Source organism: Micromonospora sp. WMMD961 (genome assembly GCF_029626145.1).
Lineage (GTDB): Bacteria > Actinomycetota > Actinomycetes > Mycobacteriales > Micromonosporaceae > Micromonospora.
Window position 1 is genome coordinate 2,227,739 of the sequence record NZ_JARUBJ010000002.1, and the last position, 13,209, is coordinate 2,240,947.

Genomic DNA, 13,209 nt, shown 5'->3' on the forward strand with positions numbered 1-13,209 from the left:
GGACGACTGTCATGAGCGCAGACACCGATATCGCGATCGTCGGAGTGGGGTGCCGCTTCCCGGACGCCTGGACTCCCGGCGAGTTCTGGGGCAACCTCCGCAGCGGACACGTGTCCACCCGTGAGTTGAGCGACGAGCAACTGCGTGCGGCCGGTGTCGACGAGGCGACCCGGGCCGATCCCGACTTCGTCAGCGTCGGCGCGGCCCTGCCCGGCGCCGCCGACTTCGCCGCCGAATTCTTCGGCTACCTGCCGTCCGAGGCGGAGACGACCGATCCGCAGCAGCGGCTCTTCCTGGAGGTGTGCTGGGAGGCGCTGGAGTCGGCCGGGCACCCGGCCCGCCCGGACGGACCCGTCGTCGGCGTCTTCGCCGGTGCGAGCCCGAGCGCCTACATGCAGGCGTTGTTCGCGGCCAAGGCCGCCCGGGAAGGGTTGGCCGCCGCCGTCGACGACTTCGACCTGCACCTGGGCGGTCAGGTCGACTTTCTCACCTCCCGGGTGGCGTACAAGCTGGGCCTGCGCGGTCCCGCTGTCGGCGTACAGACCGCCTGCTCCTCGGCGCTGTACGCGGTGCACTACGCGGTCCTCAGCCTGCTGTCCGGGGAGTGCGACATCGCCCTGGCCGGTGGCGCGTCGGTCTCCGAGCCGGTGGCCGGCTACCGGTACGTGCCCGGTGGCCTGATGTCCGCCGACGGGATGTGCCGGGCGTTCGACGCCCGCTCCACCGGCACTTCGTTCACCTCCGGCGTCGGCGCGGTCGTGCTACGTCGGCTCGCCGACGCGCAGGCGGACGGCGACACCGTGCTCGCGGTCGTGCGGGGCAGCGCCGTCGGCAACGACGGTGGCGACCGCTCCGGCTTCACCGCGCCGAGCCCGTCCGGCGTGGCCGACGTGGTCGCCGCCGCCCTGAGCGTCGCCGGGGTCTCCGGTGACCAGCTCCGTTACGTCGAGGCGCACGGTTCCGGCACCTCACTCGGCGACCAGATCGAGCTGCGCGGGCTGGCCGACGGCATCCGTGCCACCACCACCCGCACCGGCTTCTGCGCCCTCGGCTCGGTGAAGGTCAACATCGGGCACTGCGGGTCCGCCGCCGGCATCGCCGGGCTGATCCAGGCCGTGCAGGTCGCCCACACCGGCGTGCTGCCCCCGCACCCGCTCTTCGAACAGCCGCGCAACCCGGGCACCCTCGCAGACAGCCCGCTGTACCTGTCCCGCGAGGCGGACGTGTGCGCCGATCCGGACCGGCACGTGCTGGTCAACTCGATGGGGCTGGGCGGCACCAACGTGGCGGTCGTGCTCGGGGCGCCGCCCGCGCCGACCCGCCCGGCGGCATCGGCCGGAGACGCGGTCCGTCTGCTGCTCTCCGCCCGTAACCGCACCGAACTCGACGCGATGTCGCGCCGGCTGGCCGACGCGCTGGACACCGGCGAACTGGCCGCCGCGGACGTGGCGTACACGCTGCGGGTGGGCCGGCCGGCGTTCACCGAACGCCGGGTCGTCACCGCCCCCGCCGAGCGGCTCGCCGCCGCGCTGCGGCTGCCCCGTCCGCCGGCCGTGCGTACCGTGCGGGCCGAGCGGCGTCGTCCGGTGCTGGTGCTGCCGCCCGACAACACCGCCGAGGCGGTGGTGCTCGACCGGCTCCGGGCCGCCCTCGGGTCCGCCCTGGAGATCACCGACCAGGCGGTCGTGCCGCCCCCGCCGGGACGCTTCACGCTGCTGCTCGGCGACGGCACGCCGGGCCGGGAGGGCCATCTGCTGCCCGACCGGCCGAGCGTCGACGACGTCGACGAGGCGCTCGCCGTTGCCTGGCTGCACGGGGTCGACGTCGACTGGGCGGCGGTGCCCGACCCGGCGGGCCGCCGGTTGCCGCTGCCCACGTACCCCTTCCGGCGCCGCCGCTACTGGGCGCTGGACCGCATCGGCCCGATGAACGCGCCGGCCGCGCCGGTGCCCGCGGCGGTGCCGGCCGACGGCGGCGACGCCGATCCGGTCGAGACGGAGCTGGTCCGCATCTGGCGTGAGCTGTTCGGCGTGGACGGCATCGGCCCCGACGACGAGTTCGGCGTGCTGGGCGGTTCCTCACTGCTGTCGGTGCGGATGGCGCTGGAGATCCAGCGCTCGCAGGGCGTCCTGGTCAACGTGCACCGCGCCGGCGGCAGCCAGGCGACCATCCGCCGGCTCGCGAGGATGGTCCGCGCGCTGCAGGGTGCCGGCGGCGCCGGCCGCGGGCCGGAGGAGATCGACGAGGTTGCCGACGGCGACGGTGCCCTCGTCGACACCGACCTCGAGATCGACCTCGGCCCGCTGGCCCCGGAGCCCGCCGAGCCGGGCACCGACGTGCTGCTCACCGGGGCGACGGGCTTCCTCGGCGCGTTCCTGCTGCACGAGCTGCTGGCCACCACCACCGGCCGGGTCTACTGCACAGTACGGGCCGCCGACGAGGAGTCGGCCCGCGAACGGTTGGCCGCCGCGGCGGAGAAGTTCGCCCTGCCGGTCCCGGATCCCCAGCGGGTGCACATCGTGCTCGGTGACCTGACCGACATCGCCACGACCTGTGCGAACTACCGCGACGGCCAGCTGGCCCGCCGTATCGGCTCGATCCTGCACTGCGCCGCGAAGGTGGTCTTCACCGAGCCGTACCGGGCGCTGCGCCAGGACAACGTGCTGAGCGTGGTGGACCTGGTGCGCTGGGCCCGCCGGCACGGCATCCGCGACGTCGGTTTCGTCTCGACGGTCGCCGCCACCCACTACGCCCTCGGTGCCGACGGTCGCATCCTGGAGACCCGCGAGCAGCCGCTGGACCCGCTGCAGGGCGGGTACGGCGTCACCAAGTGGGTGGCGGAGCGGATCCTCGAACGCGCCGAGCGCGACGGCATGCGGATCCGGGTGTTCCGGCCCGGCTTCATCCTCGGCTCCACCCGCACCGGCGCGTGCAACGACAAGGACCTCATCTGGGCCATTCTCGCCAGCGGCCTGGCCGTCGGCACGCACCCGCTCGACGACCGTGCGCTGCCGATGGCGCCGGTGGACCATGTCGCCCGCGCCATGGCCGAACTCACCGTCAGCAGGGGCGCGGCCGGTCGGGCCTTCCACCTGGTCGACCGGTACGCGGTCAGCCCGCGTCGCATGTTCCAGCTGCTGGCCGAGGCGGGGCTGCCGACCGCGGTGGCGCCGGCCGACGACTGGCAGCAGCAGGTCTCCGCGCAGGCCCTGGAGACGGGCAACAAGCTGCTGTCCACGGTGGCGCTCTACGAGCAGGAGGGCCACGAGCTGGGCGAGACGGGGCTCGAGGCGGAGGCCTGGCAGCCCTGGCTGGCCGAGCGTGGCCTGCGCCCCGCACCGTCGGGTGCGCTGCTGCGTACCTGCCTGACCTACCTCGCCGACCGTGACCCGGCCTTCGGCGAACTTCTGAACGACCTGCTCAAGAGGACGAACGACGGGGTGGAGGTGCGGTGACCATGACGCAGCGGGAACACCGGCTGGCGGTGCTCGGAGCCGGCACGATGGGAGTCGGCATCGCGACGCTGGCCGTCGGCTACGGCGTGCCGGTCGTGCTGGTCGACATCGGCGCGGACCGGCGGGCCGAGGCGCCCGCAAGGGTGAGCCAGCAGCTGCGGATGGCGCAGTTGATGGGGGGCCTGCGCCGCGACACGCCGACCGGTGAACTCACCGTCACCGACTCGCTCGACGCGGTGGCCGACGCGACCGTCGTGGTCGAGTCCATCACCGAGCGGCCGGAGTGGAAGGCCAAGCTGGTGGGGGAGGTCACCGCCGTTCTGCCCGCCGGTACGCCGGTGCTGACCAACACCTCCGGCATTCCCGTCGACGAACTGGCCGGGGCGGCGGCCCGCCCGGGCGACGTGCTGGGCGCGCACTTCATGAATCCGCCGTACCTGATCCGGGCCATCGAGGTGGTTCGTGGCCCGCGTACCACGCAGGCCGGCCTCGACACCGCGCTGGACCTGCTGGCCCGGTTGGAACGCGAACCGGTGGTCGTCGGTGACGGCCCCGGCTTCGTGATCAACCGGGTGTTGCAGCGAATGATCAACGAGGCGTCCCGGATCGTCCAGGACGGCATCGCCGATCCGGCGGCCGTCGACGCTCTCTTCACCGGCTGTCTCGGGCACCGCACCGGCCCGCTGGCCACCGGCGACCTCATCGGCCTGGACAACGTCGTCGACAGCCTGCAGGTCCTGTTGGACCGTACCGGCGACGAGGGCTACCGACCCAGCGAACTGTTGGTCGGCAAGGTGCGGGCGGGCGATCTCGGCCGGAAGACCGGCCGCGGCTTCCACGACTACCAAGGAGCGCGACGATGACCACCTCGACCGGGGACCGGACCACGGAGGCCGTGCAGCAGGAACTGCTGAAGTTCCTGGCCGAGCACACCCGCACCGACTGGGCGCCCGACACCGACCTCTTCGCCAAGGGTGGCGTCTCGTCGCTCTTCGCCATGCAGTTGCTGGTGCACATCGAGAGCACCTACGGCATCAGCATCACCGGCGACGACCTCAACCTGGACAACTTCCGCACCGTGCACCGGATGGCCGCCCTGGTTCATCGGCTTTGCGGGGAGGGCAGCGATGGCTGACGTACGCGCCGATCTGGAGGTCCTGGTCGCCGACCTGATCGCCGACCACGCCGGTGAGTGGGACCGGCGCGGTGAGATCCCGCTGGAGGTGATCCGCAAGGCCGGCGCCGCTGGTGTGCTCTGCGCCCAGGTCGGCGCCGAGCACGGCGGCCCGGGCCTGCGCAGCGTGGACAACGGCGAGCTGACCGCGTACGCCGGTGCCCTGTGCAGCTCGTTCCGGAGCCTGATGACCTCGCAGGGCATGGCCGCGTGGACCATCTCCCGGCTCGGGGACGCCGCTCAGCGCGGGACGTGGCTGTCCAGACTGTCCGGTGGGGAGCTGGCCGCGGTCGCCTTCACCGAGCCGAACGCCGGCAGCGACCTGTCCGCCATGGAGACGCTGATCGAGCTCGACGGCGACCAGGTCACCGTGACCGGCGCGAAGCGGTGGATCACCGGTGCCGCCTACGCCGACGTGGTGCTCGTCTTCGGCCGGTATGGAGCCGGCGCCGCCGCGGTCCTCGTCCCGACGACGGCCCCCGGGGTGACCGTGACCCGGGTGGCCCAGCCGCTGGGGTGCCGGGCCGCCGGGCACGCCGACGTGCGCCTCGACGCGGTGCGGCTCCCGGCCGCGCTGCTGCTGCGCGGCGCCGGCCAGCCGCTGTCGCTGCTGGTGACCACCGCGCTGACGTACGGCCGGATCTCCGTGGCCTGGGGATGCGTCGGCATCATGCGGGCCTGCCTGGCGGCGAGCGCCGCGCACGCCTCCGGTCGGCAGCAGTTCGGTGTCGTGCTGGCCGGGCACCAGCTCATCGCCCGGCACCTGGCGGAGCAGTACGTGGCCGAGCAGGTCGGCACCGGACTCTGCGCGCACGCCAGCGCTGCCTGGGACGCCAGTTCACCGGAGCTGGTCACCGCCGCGGTCGTCGCCAAGCACCGGACCGCCGGTGACGCGACCCGGGTGGCGTCCAGCGCCGTGCAGGTGCTCGCCTCGGCCGGCGCGCAGGACGGTCACGTCGTGGCCCGGGCGCACCGCGACGCCAAGTTGATGGAGGTCATCGAGGGCACCAGCGAGATCTGCCAGTTGATCCTCGCCGAGCACGTCCTCGCGACGAGCGGGGGTGGACGGTGACGACCGGCGACATCGGCATCGGCGCGATCCGCTGCCTGCTTCCCGAGGAGCGGACGGCGGTCACGGAGCTGCCCGAGCATGCCGCCCTGGGCGTGGCTGAGCAGGAGTTCGTCGCCACCAGCGGCGTGCGTACGGTCAGTGTCTTCCCCGACAGCGACCAGGGCGCCCATGCCGCCCGGGCGTGCCGGGAACTGGCCGCCGACCAGCCGGTCGACCCCGATGTGCTGATCCTGGTCACCGGCCGGGCCCCGGACGTGCTGCTGGGCTCGGACGCCTGCCGGGTGCAGCAGGACAGCGGTGTGCGCGCGCCGTTGGCCTTCGCCGTGGACGGGCTGGGCTGCGCGGGCTCCAGCGCGGCCTGGGCGATCGCCCGGGACCTGCTGGTCGCGGACCCGTCCCGGCAGTCCGTGCTGATCACGCACGCCAGCCTGCCGACCGGTGTCGACCGGATCCGCTACCCGGTCACCGTGATCGGCGACGGCGCGTACGCGATGACCATGGTCCGGGGTGGCCGCCCGGTGCTGCGGGCGCACCGGATGGAGACCGACGGAGCCTTCCACGACCTGTTCACTGTCGACTACAAGAGTGCGCCCTGGTACGAGTGGCGCGAGGAGTGCGCCTCGCCGGACCGGTACCGCTTCGAGCTGGCCATGCACAGCCGGGTACGGCTCGGCCGGCTGGTCGAGCAGGTGCTCGCGGACGCGGGCGTCGACCGGGGGCAGGTGGCGGCGACGGTGATGCAGAACGTGACCGCCAGCGCGTACGACTTCTACGCCGCGTTGTTGGGCCTGCCCATCCACCCGGTGTGCCGCCAGCACCTGACTGGGTTGGGTCATCTCGGTGCCATGGACGTGGTGCTCAACCTCGACCGCCTGCTCATGACCAAGGAACTCGGTGAGGGCGACCTCGTCCTGGTCTTGAACAACAGTCCCGTGGCCGCCTGGACGGCCACGCTGTGGGAAGTGTGAGGAACGCTCGTGAGCGACGTGATCAAGTGCCTCGTCTGGGACCTGGACAACACGCTGTGGCAGGGAACCCTGCTGGAGGACGGTGAGGTCGTGCTCGCCGACGAGATCCGCGATCTCGTCGTGGAACTCGACGCCCGCGGAATCCTGCAGTCGGTGTGCAGCAAGAACGATCATGACCAGGCGTGGGAACGACTGGAGAAGCTGGGCGTGGCCGAATACTTCGTCCTGCCGCAGATCGGCTGGGGACCGAAGTCCGAGGCGGTACGGTCGATCGCCGACCGGCTCCAGTTCGCGTACCGCACCATCGCGTTCATCGACGACCAGCCCACCGAGCGGGCAGAGGTCAACTACCACCTGCCCGAGGTGCGCTGCTACCCGGCGGAGCAGGCGCTGGCGCTGACCGGTCTCCCCGAGTTCACCCCCGCGGTGGTCACCGAGGACTCGCGCGGCCGCCGGGCGATGTACCAGGCGAACTTCCGCCGCGACGCCGAGCGGGCCGACTTCACCGGCCCGGACGACGAGTTCCTGCGTACGCTCGACCTGGCCCTGGAGATCCAACGGGCCCGCCCGCAGGATCTGGCCCGCGTCGCGGAGCTGACCGAGCGGACGAGCCAGATGAACGCCACCGGGGTGCACTACAGCGAGGAGGCGTTGCGGGACCTGATCGGCGAACCCGGGCACGAGGTGCTCGTCGTCTCGCTGAGCGACCGGTTCGGCTCGCACGGCGCGGTCGGGGTCATCCTGCTGGCCCGCCGGCCGCACGCCTGGCATCTCAGGTTGCTGGCCACCTCCTGCCGGGTGGTGTCGTTCGGCACGGGTTCGGTGATCCTGCGCTGGTTGACCGACGCCGCTGCCAGGGCCGGGGTGCACCTGGTCGCCGACTTCCGACCCACCGGACGCAACCGGATGATGGAGGTGGCTTACCGGTTCGCCGGCTTCACCACCGACTCGTGCGACTGCGCCGACGTGCCAGCCGCCGCCGACGTGCAGCTGCTGCACCTGCCGCCCGCCCCGCAGTCCCCACCGGGCACCATGCGGGTACGCGTCCCGGTGCCGTTCTCGACGGCCGCCGACACCGAGTGGGTGCGCGTCGATGGTTGAGCCGGGCAGGACGTTGTACGAGTGGTTCGTCGACTCGGTGCGGCGCGTGCCGGACGAGTGCGCGATCGAGGTCGGCGAGCGGCGGCTGACGTACCGGCAGCTGCGCGACGAGGCCGAGCTGGTGGCGGGCGCCATGCTCGCCCGGCACGGACGGGCGCCGGCCCGCGTCGCGCTGCTGGCCACGAGGGAGCTGTCCGCGTACGTGGGCTACCTCGCGGCCCTGCGGCTCGGGGCGGTGGTGACGCCGTTGAATCCGACCTTCCCGGCGCAGCGCAACCGCACCGTGTGCGAGCTGTCCGGGGCCGAACTGGTGCTGTCCGACGCCGAGGCCGCAGCCCGGCTCAGCGGCCTGCTGCCGGTGCCGGTGCTGCCGGTCGACCTGGCGCGCCCGGCCGGGCCGGCGCCGGTGGACCTGCCCGCCTACGACGTCTCCCCGGACGCCGTGGCGTACGTCCTGTTCACGTCCGGCTCCACCGGCCGGCCCAAGGGCGTACCGATCCGGCACCGGAACCTCGCGCCGTACATCGGCCACAACATCACCCGGTACGAGGTGGGGCCGGGGTGCCGGATGTCGCACACCTTCGACCTGACCTTCGACCCCTCGGTGTTCGACCTCTTCGTCACGTGGGGTGGTGGGGCCACCCTGGTGGTGCCGCAGCGCACCGAGCTGCTGACGCCGGTCGACTATCTGGTGGACAACCGGATCACGCACTGGTTCTCGGTGCCGTCGGTCGTCTCGGTCACCGCGGGGCTGGGCAACCTGCCGGCCGGGCGGGCCACCGAGCTGCGCTACAGCCTGTTCATCGGAGAGCAGCTCACGCTGCGGCAGGCCGAGCTGTGGCGGGCCGCCGCGCCGCACGCCGTGCTGGAGAACGTGTACGGCCCGACCGAGCTGACCGTCGCCTGTACCGAGTACCGGCTTCCCGACGCCCAGCGGGCGTGGCCGACGGTCTCCAACGACACCATCCCGATCGGGCCGGTGTACGGCTTCCTCGACCACCTGATCCTGGACCCGGACGGCCGTCCGGCCGACGACGGTGAGCTGGTCGTACGCGGTTCGCAGCGCTTCGACGGCTATCTCGACCCGGCCGACAACGTGGGCCGGTTCCTGCTGCACGACGCCGCCGGCACCCGGGTGTACGACGGCACCGGCCCGCTCACCGCGGCGCACTACTACCGCACGGGGGACCGGGTGCGCTGGGAAGGCGGTGAGCTGGTGCACCTGGGCCGGCTCGACAACCAGGTCAAGATCCGGGGCTACCGGATCGAGCTGGGTGAGATCGAGACCGCCCTGCGGCGGCATCCGGAGGTGAGCGAAGCCGTCGTGGTCGCCGAGACCCGCGACGGCGACAGCCGACTGGTGGCGTTCTACACCGGCGTCGGCGCCGAGCCACGCCAGCTACGGAGCTGGCTGCGCCAGCACGTGCCCACTCACATGATCCCGTCCCGTTTCGAGCCGCGGGCGTCGCTGCCGTTGAACGCGAACGGGAAAATCGATAGAAGTCAACTTGTGAGTGTCACCCCCGCGGCATAGGGCCACGTCACCTCACATCCGCTCCGAAAGGTGAGTTCGATGAACCTCCTGCGCCATGTCGTCCCCCCACCGGGTCCGATCCGGCGGCTGGTCAGCAGCAGCTTCGCGCGCAGCATCGGGCACGGCATCCTGCTCTCGGTCAGCGTGCTCTTCTTCCTGCGCTCGGTCGAGATTCCCGCTGCCCAGGTCGGCCTCGGCCTGACCATCGCCGCCATCGTGGGCATGCTGGCCAGCGTGCCGGCCGGACACGCGGCGGACGTGCTCGGCGCCCGCAACACGGCGGCCTTCTTCGTGGTGCTCCAGGGCGCGCTGATCTTCACGTACGCGCTGGTCGGCTCGTTCCCGGCGTTCGTGGTGGCGAGCAGTCTGGTGGTGCTCGCCGAGGCGTCGTCCAGCGCCTCCCGGGGCGCGCTGGTGGCGAAGGTGGTGCCGGCGGGTGAGCGCGTCGCGGCCCGCGCCTTCATGCGCTCGACCAACAACCTGGGCGTCTCGATCGGCGCGGTGGCCGGTGGGGTCGCCCTGCACTTCGACACCCGACCGGTCTATCTGGGGATGCTCTTCCTCAGCGGTGTGCTCTTCGTGGGCGCCGGCCTGGTCTACCTGACCTTCCCGCCCGTGCCCGGCGTCACCAAGCCGGCCGGCGGGGCGCGGCTGCCGGTGCTGCGCGACCGGCCGTTCGTGGTGATCTCGCTGCTGAACACGGTGCTGATGATGAACTCCGGCATCCTCACCGTCGGAGTGCCGATCTGGATCACGGAGCGGACCGCCGCCCCCACCTGGACCTTCTCCGTGATGCTCGTGCTGAACACGGCCATGGTCGTGCTGTTCCAGGTGCGGGTCAGCCAGGGCGCCGACGACGTCGTGGGTGGCGCCCGCGCGTTGCAGCGCTCTGGGGTGGCGCTGGCCGCCTGTTGTGCCTTCTTCGCGCTCGCCGCCGGCCGGGCGCCGTGGCTCGCGGTCGCCATCCTGATCGTCGGTGCCGTGGTGCACGTGCTGGGCGAGTTGCTCTGTGCCGCGGGCGGCTGGGCGCTGGCCTACGAACTCGCTCCCGAGCACGCCATCGGGCAGTACCAGGGGCTGTTCGCCACCACCACGCAGCTGTCGGCGGCGATCACGCCGGCCCTGGTGACCGCGCTGGTGATCGGCTTCGGCTGGCCCGGCTGGCTGGTGCTGGGTGGGCTGATGCTCGCCGCCGGCGCCCTGGTGCCCGCGGTGGCCCGATGGGGGCTGCGCACCCGACAGCGGTACGGCGTCGCTGCCGAGCCGGTCACCCCCACGCCGGCCACGTCCTGACCCGTCGCCCGGACGAGGAGTACGACCCGATGACGAGGAGTACGACGCGATGAACAACGAGTACTGGTACGAGTGTTACGGCTTCCCCGTGCGCGTCACCGCCGACCCGGCCGTCACGGCGGTGCTGGCGGACGCCTTCGGGCCGGTGCTGGCCGACCCGGACCGTCACCGGCACGCGGCCGGCCCGGTGGTCCGCCTGTCCGTGGCCGTGGTGAACAGCGACGCTCCCGCAGTGGAGCCGCCGCACAACCCGGGGGTGCTCAAGGCCGACATCATCACGATCGACGCCGGGGCCTCCCGCGCGACCGTCGACCCGGCGCGATGGACCGTCGAGCTGACCCTGGCCCGCCGGGATCTGGCGGACCCGGTCGTCTGGGGTCGCTGGATGCTGGAGCGGATCTTCCTCTACCTGGTGTGCCGGTCACCGCGGCACTACCCGATGCACGCCGGTGGCCTCCAGGTGGGTGGGCGTACGGCGTTGGTCTGCGGGCCGACCGGGATGGGCAAGTCGACGTTCACCACCTGGGCCATGCGGCGCGGCGCCACGCTGCTCGGCGAGGACATCATGGTCCGGCACCTGGACGACCCACCCGGTGTCTTCTGGGGATACCCGTACGCCGTCTATCTCGCGCCAGAGCTGCTCGACGGGCACCCGCAGCTCGCGCAGGCGCCCCGGGCCGCCGTCGACGGTGGCGCCAAGTACCGGGTCACCGTGCCGGCGGCGGTTCACCAGCGGACCGGCTCGGTGGCCGAGGTCGACGCGACCGTGGTGCTGAACCGGGGGGCCGACGAAATCCGCCGCCGGGAGTTCGACGACGTCGTCGAGCAGTGGCGCGACGACTACGCCGCGGGCAAGGACGACCCGGATGTGATCGCCGAGATCGAGGCCGACCTGCGTCGGTGCCTGGCCGACCGGCCGATCTGGGAGTTGTCGGCCTCGGCCGACCTGGACGCGGCGCACGACCTGGTCCTGAAGACCGTCTTCACGGGGAGCTGAGATGGATCTGAGCCTCTTCTACTTCGCCAACGACAGTTGTGCGGCCGACGCCGACCGCTACGAGATGCTGCGTGAGGGCGCCCGGTTCGGCGACGCCAACGGGTTCTCCGCGGTGTGGATGCCGGAGCGGCACTTCCACCCGTTCGGTGGGATCTATCCCAACCCCAGTGTCACGGCCGCCGCCGTCGCGGCGATCACGACGCGTATCGGCATCCGGGCGGGCAGTGTGGTGGCGCCGCTGCACCACCCGCTGCGCATCGCCGAGGAGTGGTCGGTGGTCGACAACCTGTCGGGCGGACGGGTCGGGTTGTCCTTCGCCTCCGGCTGGCACGCCCGGGACTTCGCGCTCCGGCCGGAGAACTACGACAACCGCCGCCAACTCATGATCGATTATCTGGAGCAGGTACGCCGGCTGTGGCGGGGCGAGGCGATCACCGCCCCCGACGGTGTCGGCAAGGAGCAGGAGCTGCGGATCTACCCGCCGCCCGTGCAGCGGGAACTGCCGGTGTGGGTGACCAGCGCCGGCGGGGTCGAGACGTTCCGTGCCGCCGGACGCAGCGGCGCGGGGCTGCTCACCCACCTGCTCGGTCAGAGCGTTCCCGAACTCGCCGACAAGATCGCCGCCTATCGGCAAGCGGCGGCCGAGCACGCCGAGCCGGGGCAGCGCCCCGGACACGTGGCGCTCATGGTGCACACCTTCGTGGGTGAGCGCGAAGACGAGGTTCGGGAGCTGGTCCGCGAGCCGCTGACCGCCTATCTGCGCAGCTCACTCGGCCTGGTGCTGGGCTCGCAGGCCGGCAGCGCCCGCAAGATCGACCCGGCGAAGCTGCGCCCGTCCGATCTCGACTTCCTGATCGACCGCTCGTTCGACCGGTACGTCGACGACGGCGGCCTGCTCGGGGCGCCGGAGAAGGCGCGCAAGGTCCTCGACCGGCTGGCGGAGGCGGGTGTCGACGAGGTGGCCTGCCTCATCGACTTCGGGGTGCCGACCCCGCAGGTCCTGAAGGGCCTGCAGTACCTGGGAGAGCTGTGTCCGTACGCGGCCGGCTTGAAGTCAGCCCTGCGATGACCGGACCGACGGCTGCGGCAACGTCCAGTGAGAGCCGGTTGAGCCCGACCCGTTTCCGGCAGGTGGCCGGGCACTTCGCCACCGGCGTGACGGTGCTGACCACCGGCTACCCCGGCGAGCTGCACGGCACCACCGTCAACTCGTTCGTCACGGTGTCGACCGATCCGCTCCTCGTGCTCGTCTCCCTCGTCACCGAGGGGCGGGCCCGGATGAGCGTCGGCAGGGCGGACGGCTTCGTGGTCAACATTCTCGGCGCGGATCAGGCCGAGACGGCCCGCCGATTCGCCCGTAGCGACCGGCCGACCGGGGCGGCGGCCTTCGCCGACCTGCGCTGGCGACCCGCTGCGGAGGGAGGAGCACCGATCCTGCTGGACGGCATCGGCTACTTCGCGTGCACCGTGACCGAGACCGCACCGGCCGGCGACCACACGCTGTACATCGCCGCGGTGCGGGACTTCGATCTGTTGTCCGACGCGGAGCCGCTGCTCTTCGTACGGAGCCGGTTGACCACATGTTGACGACACACTGTGGCCCGTCGATCGGGCA

11 protein-coding genes are annotated in these 13,209 nt (G+C 72.2%); all 11 read left to right on the forward strand.

Translation table 11 applies throughout. The features are described 5' to 3' along the window. Window positions 1-11: 11 nt before the first annotated feature. Genes O7614_RS10595 through O7614_RS10645 form a run of 11 tightly spaced genes read left to right on the forward strand, consistent with a single transcriptional unit; the run spans window position 12 to window position 13,181 of the window. Window positions 12-3,455, forward strand: a complete 3,444-nt coding sequence (locus O7614_RS10595) for a thioester reductase domain-containing protein (protein ID WP_278138280.1) — start codon at window positions 12-14, stop codon at window positions 3,453-3,455. Between the two features lie 2 nt (window positions 3,456-3,457). Continuing rightward, entirely contained in the window at window positions 3,458-4,318 is an 861-nt protein-coding gene (locus tag O7614_RS10600; protein WP_278142218.1) for a 3-hydroxyacyl-CoA dehydrogenase family protein, read from the forward strand. Then, window positions 4,315-4,590 (forward strand): phosphopantetheine-binding protein, encoded by a 276-nt coding sequence (locus tag O7614_RS10605; RefSeq protein ID WP_278138281.1) that lies wholly within the window; start codon window positions 4,315-4,317, stop codon window positions 4,588-4,590. The genes O7614_RS10600 and O7614_RS10605 overlap by 4 nt, the downstream gene beginning before the upstream one ends. Beyond that, a complete protein-coding gene (locus O7614_RS10610) occupies window positions 4,583-5,701 on the forward strand; it encodes an acyl-CoA dehydrogenase family protein (protein ID WP_278138282.1) in 1,119 nt (372 codons plus the stop codon). The genes O7614_RS10605 and O7614_RS10610 overlap by 8 nt, the downstream gene beginning before the upstream one ends. Further along, window positions 5,698-6,669 (forward strand): 3-oxoacyl-[acyl-carrier-protein] synthase III C-terminal domain-containing protein, encoded by a 972-nt coding sequence (locus O7614_RS10615; RefSeq protein ID WP_278138283.1) that lies wholly within the window; start codon window positions 5,698-5,700, stop codon window positions 6,667-6,669. Before O7614_RS10610 ends, O7614_RS10615 begins: the two co-directional genes overlap by 4 nt. A 9-nt stretch (window positions 6,670-6,678) precedes the next feature. Then, on the forward strand, window positions 6,679-7,770 hold the full coding sequence (locus O7614_RS10620; protein WP_278138284.1) for an HAD-IIIC family phosphatase: 1,092 nt from the start codon (window positions 6,679-6,681) through the stop codon (window positions 7,768-7,770). Then, on the forward strand, window positions 7,763-9,304 hold the full coding sequence (locus O7614_RS10625; RefSeq protein WP_278138285.1) for an amino acid adenylation domain-containing protein: 1,542 nt from the start codon (window positions 7,763-7,765) through the stop codon (window positions 9,302-9,304). The genes O7614_RS10620 and O7614_RS10625 overlap by 8 nt, the downstream gene beginning before the upstream one ends. A gap of 39 nt (window positions 9,305-9,343) precedes the next feature. After that, a complete protein-coding gene (locus tag O7614_RS10630; protein WP_278138286.1) occupies window positions 9,344-10,597 on the forward strand; it encodes an MFS transporter in 1,254 nt (417 codons plus the stop codon). Window positions 10,598-10,646: 49 nt separating this feature from the next. After that, window positions 10,647-11,594, forward strand: coding sequence for a hypothetical protein (locus O7614_RS10635; protein ID WP_278138287.1), 948 nt, complete (start codon window positions 10,647-10,649; stop codon window positions 11,592-11,594). Window position 11,595: 1 nt separating this feature from the next. Next, window positions 11,596-12,663, forward strand: coding sequence for a MupA/Atu3671 family FMN-dependent luciferase-like monooxygenase (locus tag O7614_RS10640; protein ID WP_278138288.1), 1,068 nt, complete (start codon window positions 11,596-11,598; stop codon window positions 12,661-12,663). Between the two features lie 38 nt (window positions 12,664-12,701). Further along, the gene (locus tag O7614_RS10645; protein WP_278138289.1) at window positions 12,702-13,181 is read left to right on the forward strand and encodes a flavin reductase family protein; all 480 of its coding nucleotides are present in this window, start codon (window positions 12,702-12,704) and stop codon (window positions 13,179-13,181) included. Window positions 13,182-13,209 lie beyond the last annotated feature (28 nt).

What these genes read in the sequence shown, in the direction of transcription:
- O7614_RS10630 (WP_278138286.1), top strand. Translation starts at nt 9,344, where the DNA reads ATGAACCTCCTGCGCCATGTCGTCCCCCCACCGGGTCCGATCCGGCGG.
- O7614_RS10605 (WP_278138281.1), top strand. Translation starts at nt 4,315, where the DNA reads ATGACCACCTCGACCGGGGACCGGACCACGGAGGCCGTGCAGCAGGAA.
- O7614_RS10610 (WP_278138282.1), top strand. Translation starts at nt 4,583, where the DNA reads ATGGCTGACGTACGCGCCGATCTGGAGGTCCTGGTCGCCGACCTGATC.
- O7614_RS10640 (WP_278138288.1), top strand. Translation starts at nt 11,596, where the DNA reads ATGGATCTGAGCCTCTTCTACTTCGCCAACGACAGTTGTGCGGCCGAC.
- O7614_RS10635 (WP_278138287.1), top strand. Translation starts at nt 10,647, where the DNA reads ATGAACAACGAGTACTGGTACGAGTGTTACGGCTTCCCCGTGCGCGTC.
- O7614_RS10595 (WP_278138280.1), top strand. Translation starts at nt 12, where the DNA reads ATGAGCGCAGACACCGATATCGCGATCGTCGGAGTGGGGTGCCGCTTC.
- O7614_RS10600 (WP_278142218.1), top strand. Translation starts at nt 3,458, where the DNA reads ATGACGCAGCGGGAACACCGGCTGGCGGTGCTCGGAGCCGGCACGATG.
- O7614_RS10625 (WP_278138285.1), top strand. Translation starts at nt 7,763, where the DNA reads ATGGTTGAGCCGGGCAGGACGTTGTACGAGTGGTTCGTCGACTCGGTG.